Annotated in this window: 15 protein-coding genes; 11 read left to right on the top strand and 4 right to left on the bottom strand. The window is 69.4% G+C overall.

The annotated features are described in order from the left end of the window. The first annotated feature begins 662 nt into the window (after positions 1-662). Entirely contained in the window at positions 663-1,769 is a 1,107-nt protein-coding gene (locus FNH24_RS20910) for an acetylxylan esterase (RefSeq protein ID WP_217428389.1), read from the top strand. On the opposite strand, the gene FNH24_RS20915 is transcribed toward FNH24_RS20910, so the two are convergent. The 3 genes from FNH24_RS20915 to FNH24_RS20925 all read right to left on the bottom strand — a co-directional run bounded on the left by FNH24_RS20915 (position 1,766) and on the right by FNH24_RS20925 (position 4,725). Beyond that, positions 1,766-2,767: a TRM11 family SAM-dependent methyltransferase gene (locus FNH24_RS20915; protein ID WP_152364183.1), complete on the bottom strand. Its 1,002-nt coding sequence runs from the start codon at positions 2,765-2,767 to the stop codon at positions 1,766-1,768. The two genes, FNH24_RS20910 and FNH24_RS20915, sit on opposite strands and share 4 nt — an antisense overlap. Continuing rightward, positions 2,764-3,975 carry an ATP-binding protein gene (locus FNH24_RS20920; protein WP_217428390.1) on the bottom strand — a complete coding sequence of 404 codons (1,212 nt, stop codon included), beginning with the start codon at positions 3,973-3,975 and terminating at the stop codon, positions 2,764-2,766. Before FNH24_RS20920 ends, FNH24_RS20915 begins: the two co-directional genes overlap by 4 nt. Before the next feature lie 249 nt (positions 3,976-4,224). Continuing rightward, positions 4,225-4,725, bottom strand: a complete 501-nt coding sequence (locus FNH24_RS20925; protein ID WP_152364185.1) for an inorganic diphosphatase — start codon at positions 4,723-4,725, stop codon at positions 4,225-4,227. A gap of 90 nt (positions 4,726-4,815) precedes the next feature. Here FNH24_RS20925 and dacB point away from each other — a divergent pair, with 90 nt between their 5' ends. From dacB to FNH24_RS20950, 5 genes are all read left to right on the top strand, one after another. Continuing rightward, positions 4,816-6,213: a D-alanyl-D-alanine carboxypeptidase/D-alanyl-D-alanine endopeptidase gene (gene dacB / locus FNH24_RS20930; RefSeq protein WP_152364186.1), complete on the top strand. Its 1,398-nt coding sequence runs from the start codon at positions 4,816-4,818 to the stop codon at positions 6,211-6,213. A 330-nt stretch (positions 6,214-6,543) separates the two neighbouring features. Beyond that, the gene (locus FNH24_RS20935) at positions 6,544-7,623 is read left to right on the top strand and encodes a zinc-dependent metalloprotease (RefSeq protein ID WP_246187003.1); all 1,080 of its coding nucleotides are present in this window, start codon (positions 6,544-6,546) and stop codon (positions 7,621-7,623) included. Positions 7,624-7,636: 13 nt separating this feature from the next. Next, the gene (gene tilS, locus FNH24_RS20940; protein WP_152364187.1) at positions 7,637-8,620 is read left to right on the top strand and encodes a tRNA lysidine(34) synthetase TilS; all 984 of its coding nucleotides are present in this window, start codon (positions 7,637-7,639) and stop codon (positions 8,618-8,620) included. Then, positions 8,613-9,164 carry a hypoxanthine phosphoribosyltransferase gene (gene hpt / locus FNH24_RS20945; RefSeq protein ID WP_152364188.1) on the top strand — a complete coding sequence of 184 codons (552 nt, stop codon included), beginning with the start codon at positions 8,613-8,615 and terminating at the stop codon, positions 9,162-9,164. The genes tilS and hpt overlap by 8 nt, the downstream gene beginning before the upstream one ends. Positions 9,165-9,201: 37 nt before the next feature. Then, positions 9,202-9,753, top strand: a complete 552-nt coding sequence (locus FNH24_RS20950) for a hypothetical protein (protein WP_152364189.1) — start codon at positions 9,202-9,204, stop codon at positions 9,751-9,753. Between the two features lie 4 nt (positions 9,754-9,757). On the opposite strand, the gene FNH24_RS20955 is transcribed toward FNH24_RS20950, so the two are convergent. Continuing rightward, entirely contained in the window at positions 9,758-10,657 is a 900-nt protein-coding gene (locus FNH24_RS20955; RefSeq protein WP_152364190.1) for a LysR family transcriptional regulator, read from the bottom strand. A 70-nt stretch (positions 10,658-10,727) separates the two neighbouring features. On the opposite strand from FNH24_RS20955, the gene FNH24_RS20960 reads away from it, so the two are divergent. The 5 genes from FNH24_RS20960 (at position 10,728) to folE (ending at position 16,659) form a co-directional block, all read left to right on the top strand. After that, complete coding sequence (locus FNH24_RS20960) at positions 10,728-11,711, top strand: hydroxyacid dehydrogenase (protein WP_152364191.1); 984 nt, start codon at positions 10,728-10,730, stop codon at positions 11,709-11,711. 151 nt (positions 11,712-11,862) lie between these two features. Further along, a complete protein-coding gene (locus FNH24_RS20965) occupies positions 11,863-12,987 on the top strand; it encodes a mandelate racemase/muconate lactonizing enzyme family protein (protein WP_152364192.1) in 1,125 nt (374 codons plus the stop codon). A 19-nt stretch (positions 12,988-13,006) separates the two neighbouring features. Further along, positions 13,007-13,807, top strand: coding sequence for a sugar phosphate isomerase/epimerase family protein (locus FNH24_RS20970; protein ID WP_152364193.1), 801 nt, complete (start codon positions 13,007-13,009; stop codon positions 13,805-13,807). 120 nt (positions 13,808-13,927) lie between these two features. Beyond that, positions 13,928-16,078 carry an ATP-dependent zinc metalloprotease FtsH gene (gene ftsH, locus FNH24_RS20975; protein WP_152364194.1) on the top strand — a complete coding sequence of 717 codons (2,151 nt, stop codon included), beginning with the start codon at positions 13,928-13,930 and terminating at the stop codon, positions 16,076-16,078. Further along, positions 16,075-16,659 carry a GTP cyclohydrolase I FolE gene (gene folE, locus FNH24_RS20980; protein WP_217428391.1) on the top strand — a complete coding sequence of 195 codons (585 nt, stop codon included), beginning with the start codon at positions 16,075-16,077 and terminating at the stop codon, positions 16,657-16,659. The genes ftsH and folE overlap by 4 nt, the downstream gene beginning before the upstream one ends. Positions 16,660-16,673: the final 14 nt, after the last annotated feature.

A 16,673-nucleotide genomic window follows, 5' to 3' on the forward strand; every position in this document is an offset into this window, starting at 1 on the left:
GACTCCGTGGGTTCGAGTTAAGAGGTGTGAGGAGTCGATCGGGCCAATTCACCGACGCGCGCTCCTACAAACCCCTGAGTAATCTCCCCCCGTGACTCAAGGTAACTGGAGCGTAACCCGTCCCGGGACGCTTCGCTAGAAGTTTCAAGAATTCGTTGCCCAGCACCCTCCTGGAGGGGCGTACGGCGGCCAGCCTCGCTGCAGACGAGGCGCGAGGACGACCTCGCTCGGACATCGGTGGGGGCAAACTTCGATGCCTGGCGATGATCGTCGACCGCCGCACGCGGCCTATGAATTCATCGAAGGTTCTTCCGTTCCTCGCGGCGATTTCGTGCCGTTTCAGACTTGGCGACCGCGTCCGGGCCCAGGACGCTCGTCATGACGACGGCGTCGGCCGTTCGCGTTAATAACCCCGATTTCATAAGGGTCCATCCCCCGTGACCGTCGGACCGGCCCGCCTCCCTTGCGCGGCCGGACCGAACGTCTCTCCAAAGGATACCCTTTCGGCGCTGTTCGGCAGGGAAGGCGAACAACCCGTTCGCGGAGATAAGTTGCAAAGAGTATGCAACCTCGGTGGATTGTTTTCTCCGGTTCTGGAATTCGACGCGGCGTTAACCGACTTCGGCCTTCGACGGAAGTAAGGCAACCTTACCGTCTCGGTTATGACCATGATCGAAGAGCTGGGACGGGATCCGCGCTCATCGGCCCGCGCAGCCGACGAGAAGGGCCAGGGCGAGCCGGGCGGCGGCCACCCACTAGGATCAGCGGCCATGGCGATGTTCGATCTTTCCCTGGATGAGCTGCGCGAATACCGGCCGACGGTGGCCGAGCCCGACGACTTCGACACCTTCTGGTCCGGCTCGATCGAGGAGGCCCGAGCCGCCGGCGGTGCGGTCGAGGTGACCAAGATCGACAACCGGCTCGCGGTGATCGACACCTACGACGTGACGTTCCCCGGCTTCGGCGGTTCGCCGATCAGGGCCTGGCTGCACGTGCCGGCCGGCGCGACCGGGCCGCTGCCGACGGTGGTGCAGTATCACGGCTACTCCGGCGGCCGGGGCTTCCCGCATTCGTTCACCCAGTGGGCGCAGGCCGGCTGGGCGCACTGGGTGATGGACACCCGCGGCCAGGGCTGGTCCTCCGGCGGGGCCTCCACCACCATCGACGCCGCCCCGGAGGCCGGGGCCAACCACGTGCCCGGCTTCATGACCGCCGGCCTGGGCGACCCGGCTCAGTACTACTACCGCCGGGTCTACATCGACGCGGTCCGGTTGCTCGACGCGGCCCTCGGCCACTCGACGACCGACCCGAGCAAGATCATCGTCACCGGCGGCAGCCAGGGTGGCGGGATCACCATCGCCGCGGCCGGCCTGGCCCCGGCCGCCGGCATCGACCTGCTCGGTGCCGCGCCGGACGTCCCGTTCCTCTGCCACTTCCAGCGGGCCCTGCAGATCACCCACCGCAACCCGTACGGCGAGATCACCACCTTCCTCGCCGGCTGGCGGGATCAGGTGGAGACCGCCTACCGCACGCTCGGCTACTTCGACGGGGTCAACCTCGGTCGCCGCGCCCGGGCCGCCGCGCTGTTCTCGGTCGGCCTGATGGACCCGGTCTGCCCTCCGTCCACCGTCTACGCCGCGTACAACTTCTACGGCGGCGACGCGACAGTGGAGAAGTCGATCAACGTCTATTCGCACAATGAGCACGAGGGCGGCGGGATCTACCAGACCGCCGCGCAGCTGGAGTGGTTCGGCGAGCTCTTCGGTTAGTCGGGTTTCACCGCGACCAGGATGTCGCGGTGGATGGAGGAGTCCACCCGGTGGCCGAGGTCGGTGTACGGGCCGTGGTCGAGCGGGGTCAGGCCGGCCTTGATCGTGATCTCGGCCAGATCCGGCCGGCTCAGGCCGTGCGTGTTCCAGGCCAGGCCGAGCGCGCCGCCGGGCCGGAGCTGCTCCACCCAGACCGGGATCGCCTCGGCCAGCAGGGCGGCCGCCGAGCGGTCCCGGGACCGCGGGCCGGAGTGGCTGCCGTGGGCGATCCCGTACGGGGCGTCGGTGATCACCGCGTCGAACCGGCGCTTGCCGTACAGGAAGGCCGACTGTCGGGTGTCGCCGCTGAAGACGGTGATCTTGAACTGCCGGTCCGGCCGGGGCGCGACGGTCGCCTCCAGCCGGCTGCCCAGATGCCGGCCGTCCCGGCGGACCGGGTTCACCTCCAGCGAGTGCTTGATCCGCTTCCGCCGCAGATAGGTGCGCAGGAACGCCGCGTACGCCTCGAACGCCGCCGCATCCAACTCGACGCCGTTGACGTCGTAGCCCAGCGTCAGCCCGGTGCTCAACGTCGTTCCCCTTCCGCACAACGGATCGAGGATGGAGGGACGACGGGGGCGCTCGGTCTGGGCCGCCGGTCGGGCGGCCAGCGTCACGTTGATCAACAGCCGGGTGAACTGCTCGTTGGTCTTGCCCGCGTATTTCGGGATGGTGACCAGATCGTCGTCGAACGCGTCCGGCCGTTCCAGCGGCACCGGCAGCAGATGATCACCGTCGCGCCGGTACAGCGCCAGTGCCGCCGAACCGAATCCCAGTGGCGCCAGGTCGGCCGGATCGTCCGCGGTCAGCGCCAGATAGTCGACCCCGGCCAGCGTGACCGGATCCAGGGACACGTCCCGGCGCAGCAGGATCGCCAGCTCGGCGCCGGTCAGCCGCGCCGCCTGGTCGGTGTAGACCCGGTTGGCCGACGGTGCCAGCAAGATCACGTACTCGGTCATTGTGAGGACTGTAGCGGCTGGTGACCCCAGAGGGCCGAGATCGGGAGGAGGTAGATGTCGTCGCCCAGCGAGCCGGCGAACTGGCCGAGGTAGAGCACGATGCCGGCCGCGAACCGATCCTTGATCTTGCTCCGCAGCCAGCGGAGATGGCGGCCTGCGTCCGAACGCGGAGAGGTCGAGGCCTTGACCTCGATCGCGACGACCCGACCGTCCGCGCCCTCACAGACGAAGTCGATCTCCCGGCCATCCCGGTCGCGGAAATGAAAGAGATCGAAGTCCTCATCGACTGCACGCGACTTCATCAATTCCGTGAACACGAAGGACTCGATCAGGCTGCCTAATCCGGGCGCCCCGGGTGTCAGCAGTGTCTCGCGGCCGACCCTTCGCAGCTGCGCCAGCAGCCCGGTGTCGGTCAGAAACACCTTGGGTGCCTTGGTGATCCGTGACGTCGCGTTGGTGGACCAGGTGGGGATCGTCGAGGTCAGGAACACGGTGTCGAGGTGGTCGAGATAGGTCTGAACCGTCTGATTGGTGATGGCCAGTGACTTCGCAAGGTCACTGAACACCAGCAGACCGCCGGAGCGGGCCGCGACGAGGCTCAGCAACCGGGTGATGAGCCTGGTTTCCTGGGCCGAGGCGAAGACCCCCGCATCCCGGGAGATGATCGTTTGAACGTAGCCGGCGAACCATCGCTGACGAACCCGTGTGTCCGGGAGCCGAAGGGCTTCTGGGAACCCGCCGGCGCAGGCAGCATCGATATAGCCGTCCCTGGTCCAATCCGACGACGTGTGTTCGATCATGGATCTCGGATCGGCGAAGGCCCGAGGAAGAAGGCTCGATTCGGTCGTTTCGGTCAGTTCCGCCAGGCTCATCGGCCAGAGCTCGGTGAAGACGGCGCGGCCGGCCAGGGACTCCGAGATGCCAGGCGTGGTGAGGAATCGGGTCGAGCCGGACAGGACGAATTGGCCGGGGCGTTGACTGCCGTCGACGACCTGCTTGATCGCGCGGATCAGTCGATCGCCCCCTAGCTGAACCTCGTCGATGATCACCGTGCGGTCGGCGGTCCGCACGAATGCTTCAGGATCGGCTTCCGCGAACTCGCGCGTGGCCACCGTGTCGAGTGTTCGGAAGTCGGCTCCGTGATCGCGCTCGTACTGCCGCAGCAGGGTTGTCTTGCCTGCCTGGCGCGGGCCGTTCACGATGACCACTCGGAACGCGGCCGCGGACTCACGCAGTTGGTCCGCAACCGCCCGGGGTAGGAGCGGTGGCCGGTCTCCGCTGCTGGGGATCATCGCCGACGGTGTGCCGAGATTCGGAGAAGGAGTCCTCTCATGCTCGCATCGTACATCTGCCGACTGTCAGATCGTAGATCTGCCGAGTATCGGATCGTAGATCTGCCGTCCCGGAAACCGCCGAACTGCCGACCGCTGGACTCCCGATCTGCCGAGCGGGATGGCTCAGAAGTGCTGCTCCTTGGCCCGCTCGAAGGAGGCGCGGACCTCCTTCTCGGCCTCCTCGACCCCGGTCCAGGTCGCGCCTTCGACCGACTTGCCGGGCTCCAGGTCCTTGTAGACGGTGAAGAAGTGCTCCACCTCGAGCAGCAGGTAGTCGGAGATGTCGGAGATGTCCTTGACCCCGTCGCCGCGCGGATCGCCGGCCGGGACGCAGAGCACCTTGTCGTCGCCGCCGGCCTCGTCCTTCATCCGGAACATCGCGACCGCCCGGCACTCGATCAGGCAGCCCGGAAACGTCGGCTCCGGCAACAGCACCAGCGCGTCCAGCGGGTCACCGTCCTGGCCGAGGGTGCCCTCGATGAAGCCGTAGTCGGCCGGATACGCCGTGGAGGTGAACAGGGTCCGGTCCAGCCGGATCCGGCCGGTCGCATGATCGACCTCGTATTTGTTCTTCTGCCCCTTCGGGATCTCGACGGTCACATCGAAGGTCAGCCGGTCGCTCATCGCTCCTCCTCCACAATCTAGGATGGGCCGGGCACGCCGAGCATAGTAAGCCCGGCGTGGATCGAGATCTGCGACCAGGGGGTGGGCCCGATGCCACGGATCAGTCCGTCGACGCGACGGCTGTTGATCATCGGCGTCGGCCTGGTGTTGGTCCTGGCCCTGGTCGGCGTCGGGTACGCCGTCGGGCCGTGGCGGACGCCCGTCTCGGCCACCGATCCGACTCCGGCCCCCAGCGTGGCGCCGACTCCCACCCCGAAGCCCGAACCGGCCGCCGCACCCGCGCCGGTGCTCAAGCCGGTCAGCAAGGGTCCGGTGCCGGACGCCGACGAGGTCGAGCGGGTGATCGAGAAGGTGGGGTCGTCGAAGTCCGAGCTCGGGGCCGTGGTGCAGGACGTGTTCAGCGGTAAAGAGGTGTACGACCACGACGGCGACGAGCCGATGATGCCGGCGTCGACGCTGAAGATCCTCACCGGCGCCGCGGCGCTGGTCGCGCTCGGGCCCGGGCACGAGTTCAGCACCCGGGTGGTGGCCGACGGCAAGGGCCGGATCATCCTGCTCGGCGGCGGCGACCCGTACCTGACCGACAAGGCCGCGCCGGACAGCTACCCGGTCCGCGGCTCGATCGAGGAGCTGGCCGCCACCACCGCCGAACAGCTGCGCGCCTCCGGCCAGACCAAGATCAAACTCGGCTACGACGCCAGCCTGTTCACCGGCCGGGCCTGGAACCCGACCTGGCCCAGCAACTACGGCGACCAGGTCACGCCGACCTCGGCCCTGTGGGTCAACGAGGGCCGGCATCAGGGCGCACCACGCGACACCGACCCGGCGCTGGCCGCGGCCACGGCCTTCGGCAAGGCGCTGCAACGGCACAAGATCACGGTGACCAAGATCAGCGAGGAGACGGCCGCGCCCAAGGCCAAGCAGCTGGCCGAGGTGACCTCGATGCCGCTGGAGCGGATCGTCGAGCAGGTGTTGCTGACCAGCGACAACGACGGCGCCGAGGTCCTGTTCCGGCACCTCGCCGTCGCCTCCGGTGGGCCGGGCTCGATCGGGCAGGCGCGCGGCTCGATCGAGGAGATCCTGACCGAGCTGAAGGTCTGGGACGACGAGATGGTGATCCACGACGGCAGCGGCCTCTCCCGGGAGAACCGGGTGCCGGCCGACGCCCTGGTCAAGGCCCTGCGGCTGGCCGCGACGAGCGACCACCCCGAGTTGCGCGCGGTGCTCACCGGGCTGCCGGTCGCCGGCGCCGAGGGCACGCTGCGCACTCGCTTCACCGACCCCCGGGCGGTGGCCGGCATCGGCCTGGTCCGGGGCAAGACCGGCACCCTGACCGGAGTCCAGTCGCTGGCCGGCGTCGTCCGGACCGCCGACGGCTCGCTGCTGGCGTACGCGTTCGTGATCAACGAGCCGAAGGACGAGTGGCTCGCCCGAGAATGGCTGGCCAGGGCCTCGACCGCCCTCGCCGGCTGTGGCTGCACCGACTGAGGCGGAGCTGGCCGGGTGTCGCGCGCGAGAGTGACGTTAGCGCCGTAGATGCGCTGGATCGGCGTCGCTTTCGTCCCACTCGGCGCCGCCGTACCGGTAGCCGGACGCCCAGGCGCACCGCTGCTCAACCTGCCCTCCCTTTGCTGCATCTTTGACCCTTTGATGTCGCCCGACCGGTAGTCGGCCGCCAGGACGGACCGACGCGCGACCTGTCCTCTTTGCTGTGTTTGTGATCCCTCCAACGACGCTGACGAAGCGAGACACGAGGGATGGGAAAGTCAGGGATACCGCCGATGGGTTGTCGCACCTGAGCGGCATAGAGTCGGGGGCATGGCTACCACGATGGTCGACTGGAACGTCGCGTCGCAGACTGCTCGCCGGCTGGTGAAGCCCGGTCCCGAGATCTCCCGCGCCGGAGCGCAGTCGGCCGTTGCCGCGCTGCGCGAAGCGGCCGTGCGGGCCGAGGCGTACGTGGCCGAGGTGACCGAGCTGCGGGTGCCCGGTCCGACGGCGCCGGTGCTGGTGGTGGACCGGCCGGGCTGGATCCAGGCCAACCTGGACGGGTTCCGGCACATCGTCGCCCCGCTGGCGGACAAGTTCAACGACCGGCTGGGCGAGAACCCGTCCCAGATGCAGCAGACGATGGCGCAGGTCGGGGCCCGGGTGACCGGGGTCGAGATCGGCGCCCTGCTCAGCTATCTGTCGCCGAAGGTGCTCGGACAGTTCGACCCGTTCCATCCCGGCGCCGACGGTGAGCCGGGTGGCCGGCTGCTGCTGGTCGCGCCCAACATCGTGCACGTCGAGCGGGAGCTGCAGATCGACCCGGCCGACTTCCGGCTCTGGGTCTGCCTGCACGAGGAGACCCACCGGGTCCAGTTCACTGCCGTGCCCTGGCTGCGTGATCATCTGAACGGCCTGATCGCCAAGCTTGTCTCGACAGCCGACCTGGATGCCGACGCGATGGCCGACATGATCAAGACCGCGGCGCAGAAGATCGGTGACGGGCTGCGCGGTGATCAGGAAGTCTCGATCGTCGACCTGATCCAGACCCCGGAGCAGCGCGAGACGGTCGACGCCATGACCGCTGTCATGTCGCTGCTGGAGGGCCACGCCGACGTCGTGATGGACAGTGTCGGACCGGACGTGATCCCGTCCATCGTGCAGATCCGGCGCAAGTTCAACGTCCGCCGGCAGGGCCAGGGGTTCGACAAGATCATCCGCAAGCTGCTCGGGCTGGACGCCAAGATCCGGCAGTACCGTGACGGCGCCGCGTTCTGCCGCCGGGTGCTCGACCGGGTCGGCATGGCCGGTCTGAACGAGGCCTGGACGTCGGCGGAAACCCTGCCCAGCAAGGACGAGATCGCGTTCCCGGACCTGTGGCTGAACCGGGTGCACGGCACCGCGGCCTGACTCTCGATCCCAGATGGCCGTTCGCGCGTTGGGCCCGGCACTGCTGGACGTGGTCCAGGCCGTGTCGGCGGCGTTGACGGAAGCTGATCATGGTCTGCTGGTCGCCTGTTCCGGCGGCCCGGATTCGCTCGCGCTGGCCGCGGGGGCTCGTGAGGTGACTCGTCGGACCGGTCGGCCACTGGCCGCGGTGATCGTTGATCATGGACTGCAAGCCGGCTCGGCCGCGGTCGCCGCCGGTGTCGTTGATCAACTCACTCGGTACGGTCTCCAACCGGTCGAGATCGTCGCGGTCGAAGTCGATCATGATTCCGGCGATGGCCCGGAGGCGGCCGCGCGGTCGGCCCGGTACGCCGCGCTGCACGCAGCCGCGGACCGGCTCGGCGCGACCACCATTCTGCTCGGCCACACCCGGGACGACCAGGCCGAGACCGTGCTGCTCGGCCTGGCCCGCGGCTCCGGGACGCGGTCCCTGGCCGGCATGGCGACCCGGTCCGGCCGGTTGCTGCGGCCGCTGCTCGACCTGCCCCGGACGACCACCGAGCGGGCCTGTGTCGAGGCCGGGCTGACCCCGTGGCAGGACCCGCACAACGCCGATCCGGCCTACACCCGGGTCCGGGTCCGGGAGCGGGTGCTGCCGCTGCTGGAATCCGAGCTCGGACCCGGCGTCGCCGCGGCGCTGGCCCGGACCGCCCGGCTGGCCCGCACCGACGCGGATCTGCTGGACCGGCTGGCCGACCAGGCCGCGGCGGGCTGTCGTACCGGCGACGGGTTGGACTGCGCCGCGACCCTGGCCCAGCCGACCGCGCTCCGGACCCGGATCCTGCGCCGCTGGCTGCTCGAGCGAGGGGCGGCGGAGGTCTCCGCGGCCCAACTCGGTGAGGTCGAGCGGCTGCTCACCGCGTGGCACGGGCAGGCCGGGGTCGATCTGCCGGCACTGACCGTCACCCGACGGGACGGGCGGCTGATCACGTGTGGCAGGCTTGGCGATCGTGGATGACACCGACATCTCCGGCGACCTGACGAGCATCCTCTACACCCCCGAGGACATCGCGGAACGGATCACCGAGCTCGGCGCCAAGATCGACGCGGATTACGAGGACCGGGAGCTCGTGCTGGTCGGGGTGCTGAACGGCGCGGTGATGGTGATGGCCGACCTGTCCCGGGCCATCCGCGGGCACTGCACGATGGACTGGATGGCGATCTCGTCCTACGGCTCCGGCACCCAGTCCTCCGGCGTGGTGCGGATCCTCAAGGACCTCAACACCGACATCAGCGGCAAGCACGTGCTGGTGGTCGAGGACATCATCGACACCGGCCTGACGCTGTCGTACCTGATCAGCAACCTGCAGTCGCGCGACCCGGCCAGCCTCAAGATCATGACCATGTTCCGCAAGCCCGAGGCCCAGCGCAACGCGGTCGACGTCGCCTACGTCGGGTTCGACATCCCGAACGAGTTCGTGGTCGGCTACGGCCTCGACTTCGACGGCCGCTACCGCAACCTGCGCAGCGTCGGCACGCTGTCGCCGCACATCTACAGCTGATCCTGTCCTGAGCGGGTGGACGTCTACCATCCTTCCCGTGGACGGCACAGGGTACGAAGAGCGCTACGGGTTGAGTTTCGGCGAGGCGATCGCCTTCGGTGCCGGTGTGGCGGCTGCGGTCGGCGGTCTGGGGATCCTGGCCACCGGCCACCCCGCGGCATTCGCCCTGGCGATCCCCTTCCTCCTTTTCGGAGTCGGATCCATGGCCGGCGTGGTCTATGTCGCGATCGTGCAATGGGGCAAGCCGGCATTACGGGTAGACCATGAAGGCGTGCACTTCGGTCGGAGGGCGCTCGGAAATCCCGAGCGCCTGATCAGGTGGGCCGAAATCGGCTCCATCGTCCTGTTCCGAAGTCACAAACTGAGCCTTCCGCCCCAGCGCTACCTCGGACTGGACGGCAGAGGGCGACCAGTTCCGGTGCCGGAGTTGCGTGGGCTCGACATGTTCGGCGCGTCCCACGTCTCCCATGTTTCGCACTGGGTCGCGATGTGCAGTCGGCCGATCTCGGGATGGGAACTCGACAAAGGCAAACTCCGGCTGGCGCTGGCCCGGTACGCGCCGGACGTAGAACTGATCGATCTGGACTGATCTTTCAGCGGTGAGGCTGGTCCGGGTTCTCGGCCGGGCCGAGTTCCGGGAGCAGGCGGGCCAGGGCCGGGTTGGTCGAGTCGGGGTGCCAGGCGGCGTGCAGAGTGACGGTGCGGGCGTCGGAGTCGTGGAGTTCGCGGTAGACGACGTTCTCGACGCGCATCGCGGTGCAGGAGCGCGGGACCAGGGCGAAGCCGCGGCCGGCCCGGACCAGGGCGAGCATGGTCGGCACCTGGGAGGCGATCTGTGCCTTCAGGAAATCCTGCACCCCGACCAGCGCGGCGCAGACGTCGTGCAGATAGCGTGATCCCTCCGGGCTGTAGCCGATGTAGTCCGACGCCACCTCGCTCAGCCGGACCGGTCCGGAACCGTGCGCGAGCGCATGCCCGGCGGGGATCGCCAGCACCAGTTGCTCGGTGTGGATCGGCGCCGAGGCAAGATCATCCGGAATCGGCGGCCGGACCAGACCGAGGTCGAGGGTGCCGCTGGCCAGGCCGGCGAACTGGACCTCGCTGGTCTCCTCGGTGAGCGCCACCGACACGCCGGGCAGCGACTTGGTGATCATGGTCAGGAAGTCGCCGAGCACGGCGTACGCGCCGATGGCGGTGAAGCCGAGCCGGATCGTCCCGATCTCGCCGGCCGCGATCCGGCGGGCCGAGTCCGGGGCGGCCTCGACCAGGGCCAGCACCCGGCGAGCGTCGGCGAGGAAGGCGCGGCCCGCGGCGGTCAGGCCGACGCCGCCCGGCCCGCGGTCGAACAGCCGGACCTGCAGCGCGCGTTCCAGGGTCTGGATCTGCCGGGTCAGCGGCGGCTGGGTCATCGACAGCCGGGCCGCGGCCCGGCCGAAGTGGAGTTCCTCGGCGACCGCGACGAAGCCGCGCAACTGGGCCAAGGAATAGTCCATGCCCTGACGGTATCGGTCGATGCCGAGATCGACTTGGACGGGTATCGCCCGGTCACCCTACGGTTCCAGCATGAGACTCGCCATGGCGATGACCCCTGCCCGTGCCGCCGACGTCTGCGACGACGCCACCCGGTCGCTGCTGGAGGAACGGTTCGAGGTGAGCTGGGGCAGCGATTCGCTGGACGCCGCCGAGCTGGTCCGGCTGACCGACGGCGCCGAGGTGTTGATCACCAGCTGGGGCACGCCGCCGATCCCGCCGGAGCTGTTCGCCGGCGCGGCCGACCTCAAGATCGTCGCGCACGCGGCCGGCACCGTGAAGCGGCTGGTCCCGGTCGAGCTGCTGGCCGACCGGCTGACCGTCTTCTCCGCGGCGACCCGGATCGCCTGGTCGGTGGGGGAGTACTGTCTCGCCGCCTGCCTGACCCTGCATCGCCGGCTGCCGGCCTACGACGCGCGGACCCGGGCCGGCGGCTGGAAGCCGGACGCCTTCCGCGGCCGGGAGCTGCGCGGCCGGACCGTCGGGCTGATCGGCGGCTCCTCGACCGCCCGGGCGTTCCGGACTCTGCTCGCACCGTTCGGTGTCCGGGTGCTGTTGTACGACCCCTACCTTGATCAACAGAGGGCCCGGGAGCTCGACGTCACCCCGGCCGACCTGCCCGAGGTGATGACCGCCGACATCGTCTCGGTGCACGTGCCCGACCTGCCCGCCACCCGCGGCATGATCACCGCCGAACTGCTGGCCCGGATGCCGGACGGTGGGGTCTTGATCAACTCCGCCCGGGCCGGAGCGATCGACCCCGAGGCGCTGGAGCGGGAGATACGGTCGGGACGGCTGCAGGTCGCGCTGGACGTGTACGACCCCGAGCCGGCCCGACTGTCGCCCGAGGTGTTCGCCGCGCCCAATGTGCTCCTCACCCCGCACATCGCCGGCGATTCGGTCGAGGGCCATCTGGCCCTGGTCCGCTACGTGCTCGACGACGTAATCGCCTTCCTGGACCACGGATCCCACGGGCCCAGCTGGGTCGATCCCGCCCGCTGGTCGGTGCTCGCATGAGGCCCGGCGCTGATCGGCACGTTCGGGTTGTTCGTTCCCTGAGCCTGTCGAAGGGCAGGCCACATCACCCTTGCCCTTCGACAGGCTCAGGGAACGGAACACGATCCTGCCGCTCGATCAAACCTGCGCCCCCTCGATCCCGGAGGTCTTTATGAGCACGGTGATCACGAAGCTGGAGACCTTCGTGGTGCCGGTCCCGTTCCGGCACGCGTTCGTGATCGGCAGTGGTCCGGTCGGCGGCGCGGCGGCGACCGGGGACGTGATCTTCGTCAAGCTCACCACCGGCGACGGCGTCGTCGGCTGGGGCGAGCAGCGGGCGCTGCCCAGCTGGAGCTATGAGACCGCCGACACGATCCTGACGGTGATCAACAAGGAGCTGGCGCCGTTGCTGATCGGCGCCGACCCGTTCGCGATCGAGGGCTTCCATCGCGCGGCCGACAAGGCGCTCAGCCCGTCGGTGTCCAACGGCTTCCCGTTCGCCCGGGCCGCGGTCGATCTCGCGCTGCATGATCTCGCCGGGAAACTGGCCGCGGTGCCGGTGCACGCATTGCTGGGCGGGGCGGTGCACCAGGAGCTCGCGCTCTGCTCGGCGATCGGGATCGACACCCCGGAGGCGATGGTCGACCGGGTCCGGTCCAGTGCCGACTACCACGCGTACAAGATCAAGATCCGGGGTGACGTCGCGGCCGACGCCGCGGCTCTGCGCGCGATCACGGAACCGGCCGCTGGCAAGCCGATCTGGCTGGACGCCAACCAGTCCTACCGGCCGTCGGCGCTGCACCAACTGCTGCGGCAGGTGGGCGACCTGCCCGGCCTGCACTGCGTCGAGCAACCGGTGCCGAGCACCGACTGGGCCGGGATGATCAAGGTCCGGGAGCGGACCGACCTGCCGGTGGCGATCGACGAGGGCAGCTTCTCCGCCGCCGACCTGGCCCGGACGGCCGTGCTCGGCGCCGCCGACCTGGTGGTGATCAAGATCTGCAAGGCCGGCGGGCTCCGGCCGGCGCTGCGGACCGCCGCGGTGGCCAAGGCGCACGGGCTCGAGATCCTGTCCAGCGGGCTGACCGACACCGGCGTCGGCTTCGCCGCGGCGCTCCACCTGTTCAGCCTGCTCGACCTCGCCCTGCCGGCCGAGTTGAACGGGCCGGAGCTGCTCTCCGAGCTCTACGTCGAGGGACTCGAGATCGACGACGCGATCGCCACGGTGCCGAACCGGCCCGGGCTCGGCGTCGAGGTCGACGAGGACCGGATCCGCGCGACCGCCCGCGAGCTGTAGGAAAGAGGAAGAGGAAAAGATGGTCACCTGGTCGGTCTTCAGCAAGCCCTGGCGCACCCTGGCCCCCGGTCCGCTCGCCGAGCTGATCGCCGGACTCGGCTTCACCGGCGTCGAGGTGCCGGTCCGGCCGGGCTGCTTCCTCGACCCGGACAACGCCGGCGCGGAGTTGCCGGGTTTCGTCCGGACGCTGGCCGAGCACGGGATCGAGGTGATCAGCGTCGCCGCCGACCCCGTCGAGCCGGTCTTCGCGGCCTGCGCCGAGGCCGGGGTCGGGATGATCCGCACCATGGCCCCGGTCGGCGACGACGGCTATCGCGCGTCCGTGGATCGGCTGCGGCGGGACTGGGCCGACCGGGTCGTCCCGTTGAGCGCGAGCCACGGCGTCCGGGTCGGGGTGCAGCTGCACCGCGGCAAGTACGTCGAGACCACCCTCGGCGTCCTGGCGCTGATCGAGGAGCTGCCCGGTTTCGAGCTGGTCTGGGACGCGGCGCACGACGCGCTGACGGGGGTCGACCCGGTGCGCAGTCTCGACCTGGCCTGGCCGCGGCTCGGGCTGGTCAACCTGAAGAACGGCGAGTACTACCGGACGGCCGCGGATTCCGCTTCGAGCGAACCGCGCTATCGGGTCAGGTCGGGCCCGGCGGACTCCGGGATGGCTGACTGGGCCCGGATCATCGCCCACCTCAGGCGTCGCGACTGGGCCGGACCGGTCTGCCTGACCGCGGAATACAGCGACGCATCGGGCCCGGACCAGGTGGCGGAGTTGGTGCGGGCCGACCTGACCACGGCGCGCGACCTCTGGGACCGTACCGACCTGTGAGCCTGCTGTGAGTCCACGGTGACGTAGGGCGCGGTTGGGCGCGAACGATACTCTGGCCTGCGTACTGGTGCATGCCTCGTGCCGTGCACAGGCCGACGAACCCGACTCAGCAGGCAGGTAATGAACTTGAAGCGCATCCTCCGCGGGCCCATCCTCTGGATCATCCTGGGTGTCGTGGTGATCGGCCTGCTGATCGATTTCAGCGGCCGGCTGGCCGGCGGTTTCCAGGACGTGCCGACCTCGCAGGTGGTGGCCCTGATCAACGGCAACGACCACCTGAAGGAGGTCAAGCTGATCGACGGTGAGCAGACCATCCAGGTCACCGTCAACGACCAGCAGAAGCTCAAGGCCACCTGGGTCGGCAATCAGGACGACGCGCTGCGGGAGCGGCTGGATCAGCGCTACGCCGAGAAGACGCTGGACAACTGGGACGGTGAGAACCCGACGCCGGGCTTCTTCTCCTCCCTGCTCGGCACCCTGATCCCGTTCCTGATCATCGGCGTGCTGTTCTTCTTCCTGCTCAACTCCGTGCAGGGCGGCGGCAGTCGGGTGATGCAGTTCGGCAAGTCGAAGGCGAAGATCGCCAACAAGGACACCCCGAAGACCACCTTCAGCGACGTCGCCGGCTGCGAGGAGGCGATCGAGGAGCTCGAGGAGATCAAGGAGTTCCTGGCCGAGCCGGCCAAGTTCCAGGCGGTCGGCGCCAAGATCCCCAAGGGTGTGCTGCTGTACGGGCCGCCCGGCACCGGCAAGACCCTGCTGGCCCGCGCGGTCGCGGGGGAGGCCGGCGTGCCGTTCTACTCGATCTCCGGCTCGGACTTCGTCGAGATGTTCGTCGGTGTCGGCGCCTCCCGGGTCCGTGATCTTTTCGAACAGGCCAAGGAGAATGCGCCGGCCATCGTCTTCATCGACGAGATCGACGCCGTCGGCCGGCACCGCGGTGCGGGCATGGGCGGCGGCCACGACGAGCGCGAGCAGACGCTGAACCAGTTGCTGGTCGAGATGGACGGCTTCGACGTCCGCGGCGGCGTGATCTTGATCGCCGCCACCAACCGGCCGGATGTGCTCGACCCGGCGCTGCTGCGGCCGGGCCGGTTCGACCGGCAGATCTCGGTCGAGGGCCCGGACCTGAAGGGCCGGTTCGCGATCCTGCAGGTGCACGCGGCCGGCAAGCCGATGGCGCCCGATGTCGATCTTGAAGCGGTGGCCCGCCGGACCCCGGGATTCACCGGTGCCGACCTGGCCAACGTGCTCAACGAGGCCGCCCTGCTGACCGCCCGGCAGAACGCGCGGATGATCACCAACCACTTCCTGGACGAGGCGATCGACCGGGTCGTCGCCGGGCCGCAGAAGCGCAGCCGGCTGATGAACGAGCGGGAGAAGCTGGTCACCGCCTATCACGAGGGCGGCCACGCCCTCGTCGCCGCGGCGCTGCCCGGCACTGACCCGGTGCAGAAGGTGACGATCCTGCCCCGCGGCCGCGCCCTCGGCTACACGATGGTGCTGCCGGAGGTGGACAAGTACTCCAACACCCGGGCCGAGCTCCTTGATCAACTCGCCTACATGATGGGCGGCCGGGCGGCCGAGGAACTGGTCTTCCACGACCCGACCACGGGCGCCAGCAACGACATCGAGAAGGCCACCAACCTGGCCCGCGCCATGGTCACCCAGTACGGGATGACCGAGCGGCTGGGCGCGGTCAAGCTCGGCAGCGGTGACGCGGAACCGTTCCTCGGCCGCGACATGGGCGCCAGCCACCGCGACTACTCGGAGCAGAAGGCGGCCGCGGTCGACGAGGAGGTCGCGGCCCTGATCGCCACCGCGCACCAGGAGGCGTTCGACATCCTGACCGCGAACCGCGACGTGCTGGACGACCTGGTCCGGACGCTGTTCGAGCGGGAGACCCTGGACCGGCAAGAGGTCGCGGAGGTGTTCAAGCCGCTGAAGCTGTGGCCGAAGCGCCCGGCCTGGACCGGCTCGGACCAGCGCCAGCCGTCGAGCATTCCGCCGGTGATGCCGCCGCCGCCTCAGCTCGAGCCGGCCTCGCCCAACGGGCAGCACGCCAGCGGCAACGGCGTGCCGGGCTCGCACGGCTCGCCGGGCGGCACGTCGCTGCCGCCGGGGCATCAGCCGATGCCGCCGCAGCTGCCGGGCCAGCCGCCGACCGGGCCGCAGCCGCCGACCGGTGGGCCCGGACCGCAGCAGCCGCTGGACTCGTCTCAGTGGCCGCCGCAGCCGTCCCAGCCGCCGCACGACCCCGAGCAGCGGTGAGTGACGGCAAGCCCTTCGATCATGATCGGATCGCCGCGGCGGTGCGCGAGATTCTGATCGGCATCGGGGAGGATCCCGATCGCGACGGGCTGCAGGACACGCCGGACCGGGTGGCGCGGGCGTACGCGGAGATGTTCGTCGGGCTCACCCAGCGCCCGGAGGACGTGCTGGCCACCACCTTCGACCTGGGCCACGACGAGTTCGTGCTGGTCAAGGACATCGAGGTGTGGAGCTGTTGCGAGCACCACCTGGTGCCGTTCACCGGCGTCGCCCACGTCGGCTACATCCCGGGGGCGCACGGCCGGATCACCGGGCTGAGCAAGCTGGCCCGGTTGGTCGACGTGTTCGCCAAACGGCCGCAGGTGCAGGAGCGGCTGACCACCCAGGTGGCCGACGCCCTGGTCGACTTCCTCGAGCCCGGCGGCGTGATCGTGGTGCTGGAGTGCGAGCACCTGTGCATGACCATGCGCGGCGTCCGCAAGCCCGGCTCCCGGACCGTCACCAGTGCGGTCCGCGGTCAGCTCCGCAACGCCGCCACCCGGGCCGAGGCCATGTCCTTGATCATGAACGGCCAGCACTAAACCCCGACTTGTCA

The sequence above is a fragment of the Microlunatus speluncae genome (assembly GCF_009299835.1).
GTDB lineage: Bacteria > Actinomycetota > Actinomycetes > Propionibacteriales > Propionibacteriaceae > Microlunatus > Microlunatus speluncae.